Here is a 14,427-nt window from a genome sequence, read left to right on the forward strand (position 1 = left end):
GCGACCCGGCCCCTGTTTCCTCGCGTTACGTCTCGTTTCGGCGTCGAGGAGGTCACACGGATGAAGATCGTCAAATACACACACTCCTGCGTGCGCGTGGAGCGTGACGGGGCGGTGATCGTGATCGACCCGGGCGCGTTCACGGAGCTGGAGTCGGTCGACGGGGTCGACGCGATCCTGCTGACGCACGAGCACTTCGACCACCTCGACGTGCAGAAGCTCGTCGACGCGGTGGCGAAGCGGCCCGCGGTCACCGTCTTCACCCACCCGGAGGTCACCCCGAAGCTCGGCGAGTTCGGCGGCGCGGTCACCGAGGTCGTGCCGGGCGACGAGTTCACCGCCGCGGGCTTCAAGGTCCGCGCCTACGGCGGCCTGCACGCGATCATTCACCCGGAGCTGCCGCGCGTGGCCAACGTCGGCTTCTTCGTCGAGGGCGAGGGCGCCGCCGGCGGCGTCTACCACCCGGGTGACTCGTTCGACGTGCCCGCCGACGCCGATGTCGACACGCTGTTCGTGCCGGTGGCGGCACCCTGGCTGAAGTTGACCGAGGCGGTCGAGTTCGTCCGGGCGATCAAGCCGCGCCGGGCCTTCGCGCTGCACGACGGCATGCTCAACGACATCGGGAACCAACTGGTCACCCAATTCATGTCGCTGCTGTCGGGCAGCGACTACGCCCGGCTCGACCCCGTCGCGAGCGCCTGACCCGCCGCCAGATGCCTGTCACCCTGCCTTGGTCGGCCTGTCCCATGGCGACTATCAGGTCGATGTCAGATCGGACCAATATGGCGATCGTCCAGCCGGAGCTGTCACGCAAGACCCTACAGCGGGTCCGGGGCCAGGGCATCGCCTGACCTCCGGCACACCTGCGCCCGTGCTAACGCAGTCAAGCGTGCAGTGCGGCCCACGGCGGCGGACACCCCGGCACGTTGTCCGTGTGGACGGGAAAGCCCCCACCCAGGGTGGAGCCCCAGGTCAGGGGCTCGAATTGGAATCTGGCGAGCAGTCGGCGGCCGGTAGACCCTGTGCCGCGCCAGAACTCGCCGCACTGGGGCTGACCTGCGGCTTCGCTTCGCTGGAACGAGTCGTCGGGCCGCCGCTGAGTCTTCTCATCGGGCCGACCGCACGTCGAACGCCACGACGAACGTCCCGTCCGGGCGGGTACGCTCCCCGACCCTGATCTGCGGCCGGCTGCTGAACCCGAACCCGTACGTGACATATGCCTCGTAGTCGCCCGTGAGTTGGTAGCCGTTGAGCTGCCGGAATCCCGGACGCTGCAAACCCATCGGCACGGTCGCGTGCCCGGCGTCGTCGTGTGCGTACGCCGGGTTGAACACGATCTGCACGAAGCTGTTGCCGGGCAGGCGGACCGGGTCCCCGCTGCCGTCCTGCGTCACCTGCCGGACGAGCTGGAAGTGGTACCCCGAGAAAGCTTCTCTGAAGGCGAACGTCACGCGCTCGAACCCGTCGGCGGTGTGGTCGCCGGCCCGCACCTCGACGAGCGTCGGCACCGGCGGAACGGCCACGTCGTGCTTGACGGTCACTTGCTGCGAGGGGACGGCCCAGCCATAGCGGACGGTGAAGTCGCCCTCGTCCCGGGGCGGCGGGGTCTGCGTGCCCGGTGGAGGCGTGGCAGACGTGGCGCCCGGCGGGGATGCCGCGGGCGGAGTGGTGCTGGGGGCGGCAGTCGACGGCGCGCCGGCCAACTCGGGCGAACAGCCGGCTAGCAGCAGTGCCGCGATCGCGCCGACCAGGATGGCGATTCGGACAGTGGGGACGAAACGGTTCACGGCACGGACCTCCGGGTTCGTGATGGGAATTTGGCGCCGTATTGACGCGCACCCCCGAGCGCCGGTTGTCTGCGCGCTGCTGTCCAGAAGGCGTCAACGCGCCGTCATGCTCCGCAGTCGCCCGGCGTAAGCGGCTTGGTCCGCCTGCCCCCTCCAGAGGTAACCGGGTGCAGTCGCTCACCGCGTGGCGTCGCTCGTCGGCCAAGCTGATCGATATAAACCCTTCTGCCAGGTGGATCGCGAAGCTTCCAAGAGTTTGTCGCCGGTTTGCCCGCCGTCGAGGGTGCGCCGGCGCGGCGGGCCGCAGCCGCGGCCGTCACCTCGGCATCAAGCGCTTATACCTTCCCGAGCGGGGCAGGTCGCACATCAACTGGTGAGCGGCCGAGCCCAGCACGGACCCGGCCACAAGAGTGAGTCTCTCTTGAAGGTAGGCCTTGGCCGTGCGGGGTTTTTGGGATGCGCTGACAGCCAACATTGACCGTTTGACGTTGGCCGGGTGGATTCAGATCATCTCAGCCATAGGTGCGGTCGCCGCGGCGATTGCCGGCGCCTCGGCCGCTCGCTCGGGGCGCGGTGCGGCCCGAACCGCTGCCAAGCAGTTGCCCGAGTTGCAGAAACAGGTCGAGATCAACGCGGCTCAGGCGAAAGCCGCCGACGAGCAGGTCGTCCTCGCTCAAGAAATGCTGAAAGCCGCCACGGCGGTGGTCCGGGAAGCGGCACGCGCCAGGACGGACGAGCGGGCCCCCCTCGTCGTCGCGCTGCTTGAGGCGCCGAAATGGCCCCCACTGATCGACGCGTCGCGTGATCGGATGCCCTATGGGAACGAATTGCGACTACTTGACCATCGTTCTGTGGCGCAGGCCGAAGCGGCCTCGCCAGCGCGGCTCTTCGCGCGAAATGGAGAGCGTAACGGGCTCATGTGGTTTCAGACCCGGGGTGTACTGATCAACGAAGGCGCGACCACCGCACGGGTGCGACTCGATGACGAGGCCCAGTTCGTGGAGGCGACCAACGCGAGGAGAGAGCGCCTCTTGCGACCGGGAGAGGTAGCCCTGTTCGAATGGGGAGCGGGTCACACGATTGCGGAGTGGGCGGACGCCCGCGAGAAACCCGACCCGCCCAACCCGCTTGGCGCCTGCTTCTTGACGATCACCGTATTCGACTCGTTCGAACACGGCATCTTCGACCACATTCACGTCGTCATGAGCGGCCGGCCGATCGTCTCGGTGGACGACTCTTTCGACGAAGTGAGGCTCGCTTCGCGGGAGTCCGAGGCGGAAATGGGAGTCACGGTCTTCCCCACCCGGCGCACGTACCGCTCCGACGGTCCGCGAAGGGACCCTCTCCCATGGGACGGCACGTACGCGGCATGGTGGAGGGAAGAGGGACGGCGCACCACGAAGCCCGCGTAGGGTGCGTTCCCGGCGCGGCTATCTCGTTGTCTCGGCTGCCCGACGACCGGCAGCCGTGGTGCCGCGTCGATTGCGGGCAGCGCGATCGGTGCGGACCTGGGCGGCGACGAGCAGTCCACGACGGTGCTCGGCGAGTGGTACGCGACCCCTCAAACCAGCCGTCGGACAGCGGCCTGAACGGAAATGACGCTACGTGAACTGAACGCCGTCTATGGCTCCTGAAGTGAAGTTGCATCTTTCAGGCGAGCCCGGGTTGCCGAGTGTTCCATCGATCACCCTGCGTATGTAGTGTGACCGTCGTCACTTTCGCGCGTCAACCGGCTGCTGGAAGGCGAGCACTGCGGTCAACGTCCGCGTCGTGAGGTTCTCGGTCAACGGGTGATGGTGACGGTTGTGCCGCCGGTTCCCATGTCGGCAATGGTGGCTTCGCCGGTGCTCATCGCGGCCATCCAAGTGAGCTTGTGCTGGCCCGGCTCGGTGTCCGGCGGGATCTGGCCGTGCAGCGTGAATCTGATGCTGTCGTGGCCGTGGATGGCGGCCTGAGTGCAGTTGATGCGCTGCCACGGCCCGATGTCCGTGGCAGCGATCCCGAGGCGAAAGATCGGGCACGACGACAGCGGATAGTTGCGTGCGTACACGTTGTCGATCTGGACGGTGTAGGTGAAATCCTGTCCGCGGCCCAGAACTCTTGGTGCCTCAAGCTTGGCGTTCAGGGCGGCGTACAGCATGGGTGGCTCGACGAACCACTGACTGACGTCCGCGCCGCAGATCCCGGTCAGGCTGCGGGAGCTGGGAAGAGGGATTTTCTGGGTACCAACCGTGACGACCAGGCTCCGGTAGGAGCGGGGTTCCTGGCCGGCGGGGCATTTGCCGCCGCGGATCTCGATGCGCGCGGGCTCTCCCGGATCGATGGTGGCCGGGAATTGCCGGGTGACGCTGGTGTCGAGTTGGCCGGCGTCGACGGCGGCGATCGGTTCGGACGCGCCGGTGGCGGTGTTGATGCCCGACAGCTGTGGCCTGCCGGAAAGGGTGCAGCGATCGCTGTTGTTCGGGCGCAGCGCGAGTCCTGTGGACAGGCCCCACGGTGCCGACTGCACGATCCAGTCCATTGAGTCGACGTTGTCGATCCTGCACGGCTGCCGATCGGGTCGCGGGGAGCGACGGAGGATCTGCGGCGCGGCGGCGACGGGCTCGGCGCCGACGGCCGTGGACGTGTCCGCGGTGGAGCGGAACGGGCGATCAATGATGAGGCCGGTCCCTGCGACGACCGTGCCGACCGCCAGTGCTGCCGCAGCGGTGGTGACCAGCAGCCTTCGGCGCCGGCGCCGGGTGACGCCGGATTCCACTCTGGCGACCGGGTCGGGCCGGGCGGCGACCTGTGACGGGCCGGTGCGCATCGCGGCGCGCAGGTCCGCTTCGATGGTCTGCGGGTCGAAGCTCATCGGATACCTTCTTCCGCCGGTCGCGGGTGAGTTTCGGAGGCGAGCTCACGGCGCAGCCGGTTGAGCGCCCGCGACGCGGTGCTCTTGACCGTTCCGGCTGAGCAGCCGAGGACCTCGGCGATCTGCGCTTCGGACTGGTCCAGGTAGTAGCGCAGCACCATGACCGCGCGTTGCTGGCGTGGCAGGCAATCAAGCAGCCGGAGCAGGGAGCCGTCGGACGGCTCGACGACGACGCCGCTGGTTTCGGGTGCGTCACCGACCAGGTGTTCCCGGCGCAGAGAGCGGACCCGGTTCAGGTAGCGGTTGGTGATGATCCGGCGTATGTAGCCCTCGGGGTCGCCCTGCCGCTCGATCCGCCGCCAAGCGATGCCGGCGCGTTCTAGTGCATCCTGCACCAGGTCTTGTGCGAGGTGTGGATCCCCGGACAGCAGGTACGCGTAACGCAGCAGAGCGGCATGTCTCCCGCGCACGAATTCGGCGAATTGGTCCGGCGCGGCCCATCTCATCACGAACCTAGGACACCTCAACGGCCTGGCCGGTTGTCAGGCATCGAAACTTTCTTCGCCCGGCTTGAGTGGTTCCGGCCGGCCTGTGATGGAGTTGGTCAAGAGGGCCATCTCTGTTGCTGGTTGGGCGGTGCAGGCGGGTAGCCGGGCTGTCCTGATCCCGGGTACGGCTGCCCGGGATACGGCCGATGAGGTCTTCGCCGGGGGCGCCGAGGGCGACCTCGTCGCCGGCGTAGTCGATGGAGAGCGTGATCTCGCAGACCGGCTCTGTGCCGTCTCCGGCCCGCCCAACGCTGACGCGTCATGAGGTGTCCCGTTACGAGCACGGCATCCGGCCGTCCTGGCGGCGATGGCGGTCTGCCTCGACCTACCGCTGGCCGTGTTGGCGGACGAGGTCTCGAAACGGCGCGAACGACACCCGGCTGGCCGCTGCATCGACCGTGACCGGCGCTGGGCATGTGAAGATCGCAAACAAGCCCCTGACCAGGGAGGAATCCCTGGTCAGGGGCTTTGAGGAGAAGTACGCCGCGTCGCAGATTAAGAGACGCGATCGTGTTCCCGGTCGGCGGGCCGGGATGTCTGCTCCGCTGCCTGCATGGTGCTGCGTCGGAACGGCCTCGTTCGGTGCGGTTGCTGTCGCCGTTGCTGTCGTCCTGGGCGTGTGTGTGTCTGCGTACCGCCACCGCTGGCCCGGTCAAAGCCCAGCACGCCGAACGAATGCGACAGGGCATCGAGCAGGCAGTCCACCCGCGACGCGGTGATCGGTAGCGGCCCGCCGCCAGCCTCCTTCCCGGCCGGCTCCAGGCCCAGGTCAAGCTCGCCTTGCCCGGGCCGCCAGCCGCTGCCGCGCGACCGTCTTCAGCAGCTCCAGCTCCACGTCATCGTGAGCCGACCCGATGTGCTCGATATCCCGCGACCCGCGATGAGAGGAGTAGACGATCTGCACTGCCGTGGCACCCGACGCCGTCCTGACTGTCCGCACATACGGCGCCGCGCCAGCCTACGGCCCGGATTAGTGCACAACTTCAGCCTTCACGAACGACGAAAATCCAGGTCAGCGGCCCGCGGAAGCGCTCAGAGCCAAAACGTGGCCCAACTCGGGACGCGAACGTTTACGCAGATGATCCGTGGCGATATACGTGGTGAGTACGTCGACGTGGCCCCAAGGCGCCGTGGAACGTACCGCCCGATTCGGGACTGCCGAGGTTCCCGCTCCTGCTGTGCGGGGAGGGACCGTTTCCCGCCGCCAGCTGTTCAGGCGGCTGTCGGAAAACGCGGGGCAGCTCACACATTCCCGCCAGGCCCCGCCTGCCCGGCACGACAGCGGGCCTGGCCTGCCGGCAGCTCCCGGTCGCGGGCGGCCACGGGCGCCAGCTAGCTGGATAGGAGTAGCCCCATGGCCGTCACGCTGTCAGTTGACGAGGCGCGTTCCCTGGCCCAGCGGTGCTTGCAGACCGCCGGATACTCGGCCGCGGATTCTGCCATCATCACCGACCACCTGATCGACTGCGAACTGCGCGGCGTGAGCTGGGGAGGCCTGCCGCGCCTGCTGTCGATCCTGGAGCGCCTGCGCGACACCCCGCAGCCAGCAGGCGAGATCACGCTGCTGCGCGAGAACGCCGTGTCGGCATCGTTTGACGGCGGGGACCAAGTCGGCTACCTGGTGGCCCACAAGGCGGCCACAACCGCTATCGCGAAGGCCAAGGAGGCAGGCGTCGGGGCCGTCGGAGCCTGCAACACCTGGATGACCGGCATGTTCTGCTACTACATGGAGATGGCCACCCGCGAGGGCCTGGCCGCAATGGCCGCGGGCAGCAGCGTCCAGGCCGTCGCCCCATTCGGCGGCACCGAGCCGCGCTTTGGCACCAACCCGATCGCGTTCGGCTTCCCCTCAGCCGACGGGCCGGTCATCTGGGACACCGCCACCTCCAACGTCAGCCACGGCCAGGTGGCGCTGCGCAAGCGGCTCGGCCAGCCGCTGGGCGAGGGCCTGGCTTTCGACGAGCACGGCCAGCCGACCACCGACCCCGCTGCGGCGCTGTCGGGCGCGTACACGGTGTGGGGCGGGCACAAGGGCTCGGGACTGGCGATCGTGATCCAGCTGCTGGGCATGATGGCCGGCGCGGACGCCGACCCCGTCGGCATGTCCGGCTGCGGCTTCTTCATCGCCGCGATCGACCCCGAGATCTTCACGCCTGTCGACGACTTCCGCCGCCGGGTCGACGCCTACGCCGAGTCCATCCGGACCTCCCGCCCGGTGGACCCGGCCAAGCCGGTGCGCGTCCCCTTCGACCGGGAAACCGCAACCAGGGCCGCGCGGCGGCGGGAGAACCGGATCGAGGTCCCCAACGTGGTCTATACCACACTTCGCCAAGCCGCGGACAGCCCACTGGCCCACTCCACCACGGCCCTTCCCGCCTGGTGGCGGCCGCCGCGCCAGGCCAAGCCGGCCCGGCAGTCGACCCGGCCGCGCTCATGACCGGCCGCGCCGGCCGTTAACTGACTGAGGGTGCTGCTGTCACCGTTGGTGAGCGGCCGCCCTTCGGCGGCGAGCTGGTCGCGGGCATGCCGTGCCGGCGGGAGCAGCCTTGCAACTTTGGTGGACCGCTCGCCTGGACGGCGGTCCGCTGCTGCCGGGCGGACGGTCCGGACGGCGGGGGAGCGGTCCGTGACAGCCGCCGAGGTCGTCCGCCGCGTGGTCGTGGACGGCGCTATGGACCGGACGATTACGGTCCGGTTCGCCGGTCCGGTGTAGCCGAGGGCGACCTTGACCATGACGAGGAAGCCCAGCGCCGGTACGGCCGCCGCGGTCCAGCCGATCGGGGACGGTTCGGCCTCGACGACCTGCGCGGCCAGCGACAGTGTGACCGCGCAGACGAGGACGGCTGCCGGGAATGTGGTCGAGGCGTGGGCGCGTTTGCGGCGACGCAGTTCGAGGCCGGACGCGATGGACATGAGTTCGAGGACGATCGCGTCGGCCCAGGCGAGCCAGCCGGGCTGGCCGTGGGCGGCGGCGACGTTGTGGACGTGGGTGAAGCTCGCCGCGCCGGCCGCGCCGCCGATGGCGAGCATGATGAGGATCTGGACGGCGCTCTCAGCCCGGCCGGTCCGCTCCGGACCGTCCGGATCGGACGGCGGTGTGGCAGTCGTGGGGCACCTCCTCGGAGCGGACCGGGACGGTGGTACCGCCCGTTGGCGAGTTGGTTTGTGGGTATACGGAGGTCATGTCGTCGAGCCTCTCTATGAAGGTCGGGGGAGTGCGGGACGGTACCTCTGGATGTGGCTTGCCGGAAGGGATTGGGACTGTCGCCGCGCTGTCGCCGGGACAGGTGCGGCGCTGACAGTCGCGTGACAGTTGGGCGATGGTGCTGTCAGGGCGGTCGGCGAGGTATCGTCCGGCCTTCACGCCGCCGCTCCGCGCGGATGTCGCAGGTCGGCGACGGAGGCGACGAGGTCGGCGAGCCGGTGGCGTCGGCCGTCGCCGTGCGCGGTTGCCCACACCGCCTCGGCGGGGCACAGACCGGCCGCTGCGGCCCAATCACGAGCGCTGGTGGCGACCGGTACCGGCGGCGGTGCTTCGACGAGCAGACGCCGCAGGTTGCGTTCCCGGGCAGCGGAGTGCAGCCAGAACAGCACCGGCCATACCCATCCGACGGTGGCGTACAGTTCGCGGTATCCGGCCAGCTTGTCGACCAGAACCGACAACTGCTCGCCGCCCGCGTCGTACTCCACGAACACGGGCACCGTCACGCCGTGCTCGGCCCATACGCCGTAGCCGTCCGGCCGGACGCGTGGCTGGTACGCGCGCACCAGCGCCGGATCGGCGGCCGTCGTGAACGCCCCGGAGCGGGCACAGGCCGCCTCTGGCAGCCACTGCCGCAGTTCCGCTCCGGCGTGGGTGCGGGCGTAGCCGGCCAGGTCGGTGAAGAACTGGTTCACGCCGAGTCGGTGGGCCAGGGTACGGCTGGAGGTCCACCGCCGCCGCTCGGTGCGGGCGTGGTCGCGCCGCGGCGGCCGCTCGTCGCGGCCGGCGGCGACGACCTCGGCGCCGAGCTGATCGATGACGTAGTGGTACGGGTACGAGCCGCCCTCGGCGCGCTGCGGCCGGAACCGGGCCACCAGCCGCAGCCGGTGCAGGGTACGCAGGCGGCGCTGGCAGAAGTCCAGCGAGCTGAACTGGGCGTGGGCGATCTGGAACGAGGTCAGCACGCCGTGGTCGTACAGCCAGCCCAGCAGCACCCGGTCCCGGTCGGTGAGCTGGGACTGCACGCGAAGGACAGGGTCATCCATCAGATGTGGCCTCCCCAGGGGAGACCCGAGACCACGCAGGGTCTCTCGGAGGACAACCGGCAGGTCCTGACAGCCGCCGCTACCTGCGGTGTGAGCGGAGCCCGGGGGTCAGTTCGGGGGTCCGGCTGAAGAGCGACCCCAACGCGGACGCCAAGGCGGACGCCCGAACAGGGGTCAAGCCGGATTCTTTCACCGCGGTCAGCTGGCGACCGCGACGGCGATGGCGAGTGGTGGAACGACAACGGAACTCCCTTTCGAAAGTGGGCAGGGGGAACCCTGCCGGGTCACGCCCGGCCGGGCGGGCCGCGCGAGGGTGGCCAAGGTGGTACATCCACTGTGGAGTTTTCAACGAACGTGCCGTCTGGCGTAGGGCGGATCAGGGCAGCAGTCATCGTCACGACCGTGGCAGGCGCGGCCGTGAGCAGAGGGGGACAACAAAGCAGCGGCGCGAACCGACGGCCCTGGACAGAGCATCCTGCCGGTCCTCGTCGATGCGGGTGACGGGACGGGCGCTGGCTCAGCCCGCCGGGAGAAGATCCTTCATGGCGGTCCTCCTGTCAGTCGTACCGGCGCCCGGTCGGCAGGGTCGGTTGAACACCGGCCCACAACGACAACGAGCGCCCCCAACGGGAGCGCTCACCCATCGACCTATATGGCCCGGCGCGCGACGCCGCACGGGGAACGTATTTCCAGTACGCCGCGCCCGAACCGGCGAGTCAAGTGCTTCTGCTGGACCATTTCGACGGAGACACCGGACCGTCCTCAGTGGACCGTCCGGAACGAGGTCGATCCGTGCCGGAGCGTCCATGGGCGTCCGTCAACGGTGCCGAACGTCCACGCCGGTAGAGTGTGCCAACTTTCGCCCGTCACTCGCCGTCAGCGACTTCGGAAGACTTCGGTCGGCCGCTCGATGATCGTTTGTGTTGCGACGCAGTCAAGCGCGCCGTTCCCGCAGTGGGCCGCCTGGCCATCGACGTTGATGACTTGACTCCTTGGCGAAGTGGAGCGTGGATCGACGTCCACGTCCCAGTTCGCCGCCCGCGAGGAGCCTGGTCCGATGGCCGCACCAGTCCGTCAAGCGCCACTGCATTACTCGGACGGCGTGCGGTTCGGGCAGTTGATCGCCCAGCGCAGGCGGGAGCTCAAGCTGAGCCAGCGTGTCCTCGCCGACCGCCTGTGCGCGGCATCGGGCCGCGCCACATTCACCCGTCATGAACTGTCCCGGTACGAGCGTGGCGTCCGGCTGCCGAGCGGATGGGTCCTCGCCGCCATGGCGAACTGCCTCGATGTACCGCTGGCCGTGCTGGAGAACGAGGTCGCGAAGCAGCGCAGCTGGGCACGACAACAGACCTCGTGATCAGGTTTCGCTATCGAGGAGCTCGGCACGCCACTCGGTGAACCGGCCGCGCAGCTCGTCCAACTGTTGGCCGCTTGTGCCGTACTCGCTGAAGTCATCAGCGTCGAGCACTTGCACCTGGTTGATGGCGTCGGCGAAGATACGCCGGTCGAAGCCGCTGTCGGCCCGCTCCGCCAGCTGCAGCAGCGCTTCCCGGCTGTAACGGCCGGATCGGAGCGCGGCCTCGATGTCGATGAAGTCGCGGGCGAACGCACGGCCGTAGAGGGCGGCCATCTTGTTCGCTACCGCGTCATCCGGGTGCAGCACCGGTCCGATGGCCATCAGGATGGGTTCGTTGGCCCGCCAGTCGACGCCGAGCTCAACCTTCGACCTGCGCTGCCCGTCGGTCACGGTGAACCGCGCGAACGTGTCGTATTGCAGCTCGACCCGCGCATCGAGGCCATCGGCACGGTAGGCGTCCAAGACTGCCGACACGGCGGCGCTGAACTCGCTCCGCCTGTCCCATGCAGTGAAGAGGTCGACGTCCTCGCTCGGCCGTTCGAGGAAGCCGGCTGCCTGGACCGCGTAGCCGCCAGCGAGCGCGAAACCGTACCGGTCCGAGGCCGCGAGCCCTGTCTTGGCGAGCCGCTCGTGGAATGCGTCCATGGTCAGGCTGCCGCCGCGCGGGCGTCGGCGAGCTCGGGGAAGCGGCCCTCCCATGAACGGCGCAGTTGCGGCGGCAGCCAAAGACTTGGCCACAGCTGGATGAGCAGTGCTTTGTCGAGCCAGTTGCGAAGGTCGTCGCTCGTGACCGCCTCGGTGAGGACGGTCCGGTACATGGAGGCGAGCCGCGCCGGCCGATCCAGGACGTATTCGGCACTCCCGGACCAGTCGAGATGGTGCGGAAGCGACACAATGCCCGTCGTGGGGCCGTGGAGTTCGGCAAGGTGGTCCGCGACGACATACCGCTTCCGGTCGCCGAACGGGACATAGTCGGCCGGCGGTCTGTTCGAGGCGCCAGCAGTCTTACGCCGGCTGCTGTTGGCTGCGAGACGGGTCTCCGGATGGAGTGCCTGGCGGATGGTCTCCCGGCTGTACCCGGTCACGCGTTGCAGGTCAACGGCTCGCCAGCCAGCAGTGTGGAAGGCGCGCAGGGCAGCGTCCCGCTTTGCGATGGCGGCGTTCTTGGTCGCTTCATATTCGGCAACGACGCCACGCAACTCGTCATCGGTGTGGCCGTTCATGCATCTATCCTACCGTGCTAGGCCAAGCAAGCTTGGCGTCGCAGCGCTCACACAGCTCGGTTGGAGTCAGTACACGGTTTGTGGAGTTCAGACGTCGGTACATGATCGTGTGCCGTCGAGAGGCTCCGGCCTCGATCTCACGCTCCAGCCGGTCGGTCTCCTGGCCTGTGTCGCTCACGGGCGCCGCCGCGAGGCGCGCTTGGTGACGGGCGGCGAGGTCTCGGCTCGAACCGCCTGGAAGCCCGAGTCGTCGCCGAGGTGGAAGAAGATGCGCCCGTCGAGGGTGCCGTCATCGGCCAGCACGGCCCAGCCACGGCCGCTGACCGGATCGCCCTCGTCGCTGCCCTCCCAGGTGAACTCGACACAGGCCCGTCCGTCGCGGATCACCTCACGGCAGTCCATCCACCCCTCTACGGCGATGAACCCGAACCGCCCGGTGCGGTCGCTGCCGAACTCGATGAACCCGGGGGCCACCAGGTCGATTGCATCGATGTCCCACAGCTCCATCGCCACAATCCGCCATTGGCCCGTCAGGCTCATCAGTCCGACCTTTCCGAGCAGTCGACGTGCCTCCCGAGCTGACAGCCGGGACCCCTGCACTTCCTTTAGGGGCATCGTATTGCAGCTGGCATAGGGTCGCAGGACACGGTGCCCGCGACCCACCCGTGCCGGCCGGTGTCAGCTGTGGCCGATTCGGGTTGGCACGGCCAGCTCAATGTCTGGAGATCTGGCCCTGTGACCTGCCCGCACTCGCACCCGCAGCCGGGTACCCCTCCGCTCGCTTCAGGACGGGCATCGTGCGGGGCCGAGCCGCAGTGGACGGGCCGGGATCGGTCGAGTGCGGTTGGGTCAGGGGCCCCAGGAACGCACTCTGGCGGTCACTCAGTGGGGTGACACCCGGCGGCGGCGTGCGGTCGACCCGTGCCCATCAGGATGGTCTCGGGGCGAGTTGCTTGAGTAGCGCGCTGCAGGAGCTGCAGCGAACCAGCGCCGAGGGGGGCCGGCGCTGATGCGCCACGGTCGTACCGAGGGGTGTCAGTCTCGATTGGTGGTCGTCGACCACAGTGCCTCGATGGGAAGGGCGCGAATCTTCTCGCCGTAGGGGAGTGTCTGCTGGCCGGTGTAGAGGATGTAGCCGGCGACGAAGCGGTCACCGACCCGCTCCGCGAGGTGTCGCAGCCCGGCCAGGTCCCCGCCGCGCACATTGGATGCGGCCTTGACCTCGATACCGACGATCCGGCCGTCGGCGGCTTCGAGAACGGCGTCGACCTCCACACCGTCCTTGGTGCGGTAGTGGTACAGGCGTACTCGCTCGTCGTTCCAGGTGAGTTGGCGGGCCAGTTCCATGAGGACGAAGTTCTCCATCAGCTGACCGGCCGCGCCGTCGGGTTCGGCGAGTCGTCCGGCGTCCTGGCCGAGCAGGTGGCTGGCAAGGCCGCTGTCGATGTACGCCAGTTTGGGTGTGCCTATGGCGCGGTGGGTGTGGTTGCCGGACCAGGCGGGGATCTGCTTGATGAGGAAGACCGCGGCGAGCAGTTCGAGGTACCGGTTGAGTGTGGTGCGGGGGATGCCGGACTGGGTGGCGAGTGACGCGGCCACCAGCAGACCGCCGGAGCGACCGGCGAGCAGGGCCAGCAGGCGGCGCAGCTCACCACGGCGTTCGATGGCGGCCAGTTCGGTTACGTCCCGCTCGATCAGCGTCGTCAGGTACGACTCGAAGAACGCCGCCCGCCGGCGTGGCGTACGGCGTACCGCCTCCGGGTAGCCGCCGCGCACGACCCGGTCCAGGTAGTCGCGGCGGCGCAGCGTCGAGGTGTGGGACAAATCGGGGCCGTGCGCGAAAGCGGCGTCGACGAACCGGTCGGGCGTACCGTCGATTTCTCCTTGGGAGAACGGCCAGAGTTCGACGGTTTCCATGCGCCCGGGCAGGGCGTCGGGCAGGTCGCGCAGGGCGAGGATGCGGGCGGATCCGGTCAGGAGGAACTGTCCGGGCGTCGGGTCGGCGTCGACGACGAGCTTGATGGCTCGGAACAGTTCTGGGGCAAGCTGGACCTCGTCGATGACCATGAGGCCGTCATGTTCGACGAAGTCGGTCGGTGCCTCGTGGGCGGCGCGCAGGATCGCGGGGTCGTCCAGCAGCCGGATGACGGGGTTGCGCGCCCTTGACGTCAGTGCCGTGGCGAGCGTGCTCTTGCCTACCTGTCGGGCGCCGTTGACGGCTACCACGCGGGTGTCGGTCAGTGCTTCGGCGACCAGGGGTTCGACGTGCCGGGGGAGTAGTTCGCGGTCGTGCGCCATGCCAGCATTATGGACGATCGGTCGCACGATCCGTGGACATTTGGTCGCCATATTCGTGGGCGTCTGGACGCTTCTCCTCCGGGCAGATAGTCGGTGGCCGGCGCCGATGCTT

Annotated in this window: 12 protein-coding genes and 1 pseudogene; 4 read left to right on the top strand and 9 right to left on the bottom strand. The window is 68.6% G+C overall.

Features of this window, described 5'->3' with window-relative positions; all coding sequences use genetic code 11:
• Positions 1 to 60 precede the first annotated feature (60 nt).
• Complete coding sequence (locus ACGFI8_RS22160) at positions 61 to 702, top strand: MBL fold metallo-hydrolase (protein ID WP_392807491.1); 642 nt, start codon at positions 61 to 63, stop codon at positions 700 to 702.
• A 404-nt stretch (positions 703 to 1,106) separates the two neighbouring features.
• Here ACGFI8_RS22160 and ACGFI8_RS22165 read toward each other — a convergent pair whose 3' ends face one another.
• Positions 1,107 to 1,787, bottom strand: coding sequence for a hypothetical protein (locus tag ACGFI8_RS22165; protein ID WP_392807492.1), 681 nt, complete (start codon positions 1,785 to 1,787; stop codon positions 1,107 to 1,109).
• Positions 1,788 to 2,221: 434 nt separating this feature from the next.
• Here ACGFI8_RS22165 and ACGFI8_RS22170 point away from each other — a divergent pair, with 434 nt between their 5' ends.
• The gene (locus tag ACGFI8_RS22170; RefSeq protein ID WP_392807494.1) at positions 2,222 to 3,199 is read left to right on the top strand and encodes a hypothetical protein; all 978 of its coding nucleotides are present in this window, start codon (positions 2,222 to 2,224) and stop codon (positions 3,197 to 3,199) included.
• A 371-nt stretch (positions 3,200 to 3,570) separates the two neighbouring features.
• On the opposite strand, the gene ACGFI8_RS22175 is transcribed toward ACGFI8_RS22170, so the two are convergent.
• Both ACGFI8_RS22175 and ACGFI8_RS22180 read right to left on the bottom strand, forming a co-directional pair.
• Entirely contained in the window at positions 3,571 to 4,641 is a 1,071-nt protein-coding gene (locus ACGFI8_RS22175) for a hypothetical protein (RefSeq protein ID WP_392807495.1), read from the bottom strand.
• Positions 4,638 to 5,147, bottom strand: a complete 510-nt coding sequence (locus tag ACGFI8_RS22180) for a SigE family RNA polymerase sigma factor (protein WP_392807497.1) — start codon at positions 5,145 to 5,147, stop codon at positions 4,638 to 4,640. Before ACGFI8_RS22180 ends, ACGFI8_RS22175 begins: the two co-directional genes overlap by 4 nt.
• Before the next feature lie 1,396 nt (positions 5,148 to 6,543).
• Between ACGFI8_RS22180 and ACGFI8_RS22185 the strand changes: the two are divergent.
• A pseudogene (locus ACGFI8_RS22185) lies at positions 6,544 to 7,455 on the top strand (Ldh family oxidoreductase); the annotation flags it as partial.
• 47 nt (positions 7,456 to 7,502) lie between these two features.
• Here ACGFI8_RS22185 and ACGFI8_RS22190 read toward each other — a convergent pair.
• Both ACGFI8_RS22190 and ACGFI8_RS22195 read right to left on the bottom strand, forming a co-directional pair.
• Positions 7,503 to 8,219, bottom strand: coding sequence for a DUF2637 domain-containing protein (locus ACGFI8_RS22190; protein WP_392807498.1), 717 nt, complete (start codon positions 8,217 to 8,219; stop codon positions 7,503 to 7,505).
• Positions 8,220 to 8,549: 330 nt separating this feature from the next.
• Positions 8,550 to 9,437 (bottom strand): replication-relaxation family protein, encoded by an 888-nt coding sequence (locus ACGFI8_RS22195; RefSeq protein WP_392807500.1) that lies wholly within the window; start codon positions 9,435 to 9,437, stop codon positions 8,550 to 8,552.
• Between the two features lie 1,057 nt (positions 9,438 to 10,494).
• Here ACGFI8_RS22195 and ACGFI8_RS22200 point away from each other — a divergent pair.
• Positions 10,495 to 10,794 carry a helix-turn-helix domain-containing protein gene (locus ACGFI8_RS22200; RefSeq protein ID WP_392807501.1) on the top strand — a complete coding sequence of 100 codons (300 nt, stop codon included), beginning with the start codon at positions 10,495 to 10,497 and terminating at the stop codon, positions 10,792 to 10,794.
• Here the strand turns inward: ACGFI8_RS22200 and ACGFI8_RS22205 are convergent, their stop codons facing one another.
• The 4 genes from ACGFI8_RS22205 to ACGFI8_RS22220 form a co-directional block, all read right to left on the bottom strand.
• Entirely contained in the window at positions 10,795 to 11,439 is a 645-nt protein-coding gene (locus tag ACGFI8_RS22205; RefSeq protein ID WP_392807503.1) for a nucleotidyl transferase AbiEii/AbiGii toxin family protein, read from the bottom strand.
• Between the two features lie 2 nt (positions 11,440 to 11,441).
• Positions 11,442 to 12,017, bottom strand: a complete 576-nt coding sequence (locus tag ACGFI8_RS22210; protein ID WP_392807504.1) for a hypothetical protein — start codon at positions 12,015 to 12,017, stop codon at positions 11,442 to 11,444.
• A 174-nt stretch (positions 12,018 to 12,191) separates the two neighbouring features.
• Positions 12,192 to 12,557: a hypothetical protein gene (locus tag ACGFI8_RS22215; protein WP_392807506.1), complete on the bottom strand. Its 366-nt coding sequence runs from the start codon at positions 12,555 to 12,557 to the stop codon at positions 12,192 to 12,194.
• 495 nt (positions 12,558 to 13,052) lie between these two features.
• Positions 13,053 to 14,315 (bottom strand): ATP-binding protein, encoded by a 1,263-nt coding sequence (locus ACGFI8_RS22220; protein ID WP_392807507.1) that lies wholly within the window; start codon positions 14,313 to 14,315, stop codon positions 13,053 to 13,055.
• Between the last annotated feature and the right edge of the window lie 112 nt (positions 14,316 to 14,427).

The organism is Dactylosporangium sp. NPDC048998, assembly GCF_043197855.1.
GTDB lineage: Bacteria > Actinomycetota > Actinomycetes > Mycobacteriales > Micromonosporaceae > Dactylosporangium.

Coding starts and splice junctions, on each gene's coding strand:
- ACGFI8_RS22205 (WP_392807503.1), bottom strand. CDS start 11,439: ATGGACGCATTCCACGAGCGGCTCGCCAAGACAGGGCTCGCGGCCTCG.
- ACGFI8_RS22220 (WP_392807507.1), bottom strand. CDS start 14,315: ATGGCGCACGACCGCGAACTACTCCCCCGGCACGTCGAACCCCTGGTC.
- ACGFI8_RS22195 (WP_392807500.1), bottom strand. CDS start 9,437: ATGGATGACCCTGTCCTTCGCGTGCAGTCCCAGCTCACCGACCGGGAC.
- ACGFI8_RS22215 (WP_392807506.1), bottom strand. CDS start 12,557: ATGAGCCTGACGGGCCAATGGCGGATTGTGGCGATGGAGCTGTGGGAC.
- ACGFI8_RS22210 (WP_392807504.1), bottom strand. CDS start 12,017: ATGAACGGCCACACCGATGACGAGTTGCGTGGCGTCGTTGCCGAATAT.
- ACGFI8_RS22180 (WP_392807497.1), bottom strand. CDS start 5,147: ATGAGATGGGCCGCGCCGGACCAATTCGCCGAATTCGTGCGCGGGAGA.
- ACGFI8_RS22175 (WP_392807495.1), bottom strand. CDS start 4,641: ATGAGCTTCGACCCGCAGACCATCGAAGCGGACCTGCGCGCCGCGATG.
- ACGFI8_RS22190 (WP_392807498.1), bottom strand. CDS start 8,219: ATGCTCGCCATCGGCGGCGCGGCCGGCGCGGCGAGCTTCACCCACGTC.
- ACGFI8_RS22160 (WP_392807491.1), top strand. CDS start 61: ATGAAGATCGTCAAATACACACACTCCTGCGTGCGCGTGGAGCGTGAC.
- ACGFI8_RS22200 (WP_392807501.1), top strand. CDS start 10,495: ATGGCCGCACCAGTCCGTCAAGCGCCACTGCATTACTCGGACGGCGTG.